This window comes from Comamonas composti DSM 21721 (assembly GCF_000429845.1).
Lineage (GTDB): Bacteria > Pseudomonadota > Gammaproteobacteria > Burkholderiales > Burkholderiaceae_C > Comamonas > Comamonas composti.
Window position 1 is genome coordinate 1 of sequence record NZ_AUCQ01000056.1, and the last position, 2,139, is coordinate 2,139.

3 protein-coding genes are annotated in these 2,139 nt (G+C 55.1%); all 3 read left to right on the forward strand.

Annotated elements, in window-relative coordinates; translation table 11 throughout:
- Positions 1 to 175: 175 nt before the first annotated feature.
- The 3 genes from G486_RS0116945 to G486_RS0116955 all read left to right on the forward strand — a co-directional run bounded on the left by G486_RS0116945 (position 176) and on the right by G486_RS0116955 (position 1,909).
- On the forward strand, positions 176 to 790 hold the full coding sequence (locus G486_RS0116945) for a C40 family peptidase (RefSeq protein ID WP_027016590.1): 615 nt from the start codon (positions 176 to 178) through the stop codon (positions 788 to 790).
- A gap of 153 nt (positions 791 to 943) precedes the next feature.
- The gene (locus G486_RS0116950) at positions 944 to 1,198 is read left to right on the forward strand and encodes a GlsB/YeaQ/YmgE family stress response membrane protein (RefSeq protein ID WP_027016591.1); all 255 of its coding nucleotides are present in this window, start codon (positions 944 to 946) and stop codon (positions 1,196 to 1,198) included.
- A 114-nt stretch (positions 1,199 to 1,312) separates the two neighbouring features.
- The gene (locus tag G486_RS0116955) at positions 1,313 to 1,909 is read left to right on the forward strand and encodes a hypothetical protein (RefSeq protein WP_407059806.1); all 597 of its coding nucleotides are present in this window, start codon (positions 1,313 to 1,315) and stop codon (positions 1,907 to 1,909) included.
- The last annotated feature ends 230 nt before the right edge of the window (positions 1,910 to 2,139 follow it).

Below are 2,139 nucleotides of genomic sequence, written 5' to 3' on the forward strand. Positions count from 1 at the left end.
TCATAGATTTCTCCAGATTCGGCCTGCTGTCAGGCCATTTTTACGGGAAGAAATCTCGCTTAGCCAACTGTTCAAAAAACCGGGGCCACTTCTGTTTGCGTCTGAGCAAGAAAACCAAACAAATAGAACATACAAAGCACGGCGATGCGTCATTTGCATGCTACTCTTGAGCCCCATGTCCAGATGGTTTGCCGCACTTCTCTTTGTTAGCGTCACTGCCCAGGCTGCGCCCAATGAGCCGCGCAGCGATGAAATGAACCAGCTTTTGGTCAGTCGCGGCCTGATATCCCAGTTGCGCGAAGCTCGCCACAACGCTGCTGAACGCACGAACGACTTCCTCAAGGAAGCACGCCACAACGTCGCGGAAAAGACTTCGGATCTTGTGGTCACGGCCATGGGCTTTCTAGGTGTTCCTTACCGCCGTGGCGGCAACAGTGCGGAAACGGGCTTCGACTGCAGCGGTTTCGTACGAGCCATCTACTCCGAGACTCTGGGCAAAGTGCTTCCACGCCGCGCCGCAGAGCAAGCCTATGCCACGGAAACCATAGACAAGTCCGAGTTGCGCCCTGGAGATCTGGTGTTCTTCAACACCATGCGCCGCGCCTTCAGCCATGTGGGGATCTATGTTGGTGACGGCAAGTTCATCCATGCACCACGCACTGGCGCCCATGTGCGCGTAGAGAACATGCAGGCATCCTACTGGGTGAAGCGGTTTGACGGAGCTCGCCGTGTTGCAGACGAAGATGTAGACACTTCAGCGCTGGCAGCTCAATTGCAATTACCTGATTGAGATCCGGTCTAATCCGGTCACCTCCCCGAACACCTGCTCAATGCAGGTGTTGTTGTTTTCAAACAAGACAAAGACTTTCTTTAACTATTGGCAACATCTGACAATAGCTAGACTACATCGCTTTTAGAGTCTGAGGTCTTGGAGGAATACACGATGCAGCTGATCGGCACCTTAATCGTAGGCCTTATCGTTGGCTTCATCGCCAGAGCACTGAAGCCCGGTAATGACAGCATGGGCTGGATCATGACCGCCCTGCTTGGTGTTGCAGGCTCATTCTTGGCCAGCTATGTTGGCATCGCCATGGGTTTGTACGAAGCCGGCCAGCCAGCAGGTTGGATTGCCTCGGTCATTGGCGCCGTGGTCATCTTGTTTGCCTATTCGATGCTCCGAGGTAAAGGCAAGGATTGAAGCTGCGCAAACCCTTCCCATGGTTTTACCCAGAAACTTTGGCGGCCTGCTTGCGAAACAGGTTAAAAACACGTGGGAGTATTTGAGAACACATAGGCCATGCCTTCAAAGCCCATGATTTTCAGCAAACGACCCTCCAGCACTTCGGCTGCCGCCATGCAGCGCAGCGATGTCGTCGCTGCAGCCACCAATGCACGCCGCATTCTTCACCGTAGAGCCTTGATCGGTGCTGCAGCTGGAAGCCTGCCTATTCCGGGATTGGACTGGGCAGTGGATGCTGCTTTGTTGGCTAGGCTGCTGCCACGCATTAACAAGGAGTTCGGCCTCACTCCGGAGCAGCTTGATGAGCTCTCTCCCAGTAAACGTGAGCAGGTACAAAAAGCCATTGCCTTGGTCGGCTCCGTACTGATAGGCAAGCTCATCACGCGCGATATGGTGGTGCGTCTGGGACGTGCGGCTGGTATGCGCATGACAGCCAGCCAGGCTGCGAAATATGTGCCCATCGCAGGCCAGGCCGCTGCTGCGGCCTTAGGCTATGCCACGCTGCGCTATCTGGGCGAACGCCATATCCAGGACTGCATACGCGTGGTCGAACAGGCCGAGCTCGACATGCCCGCACGCTACGAGCGCACACGCCGCAGTCTCGATAGAAGTGAAGCCAGGCTCAAACCCCAATCCAGATCGAAGGCCTGGTGGCGTTCAGGCACCTGAGCCATTTCGCTGCTCAAGAAACAGGCCGTCCCCTGGTTCAAAAGGCTTTGTCACAATCGCGGCCATGACCTTTCCACCGTCACCTAGTGTCCTGAGTTAGAAGTTCGCAGACAAAATCGCTCAACACCTGCAAGGATATCGTCGGCAGACTTGATCCAGTTGAAAGGGTGAGGATCGGCGTTGTTGATGTCCATGTACTGCTTGATGGCCTGCTCAAGCTGACGCGTCGA

Excerpts from the sequence above, each read along its gene's own strand:
- G486_RS0116945 (WP_027016590.1), top strand. The coding sequence starts at position 176 with ATGTCCAGATGGTTTGCCGCACTTCTCTTTGTTAGCGTCACTGCCCAG.
- G486_RS0116955 (WP_407059806.1), top strand. The coding sequence starts at position 1,313 with ATGATTTTCAGCAAACGACCCTCCAGCACTTCGGCTGCCGCCATGCAG.
- G486_RS0116950 (WP_027016591.1), top strand. The coding sequence starts at position 944 with ATGCAGCTGATCGGCACCTTAATCGTAGGCCTTATCGTTGGCTTCATC.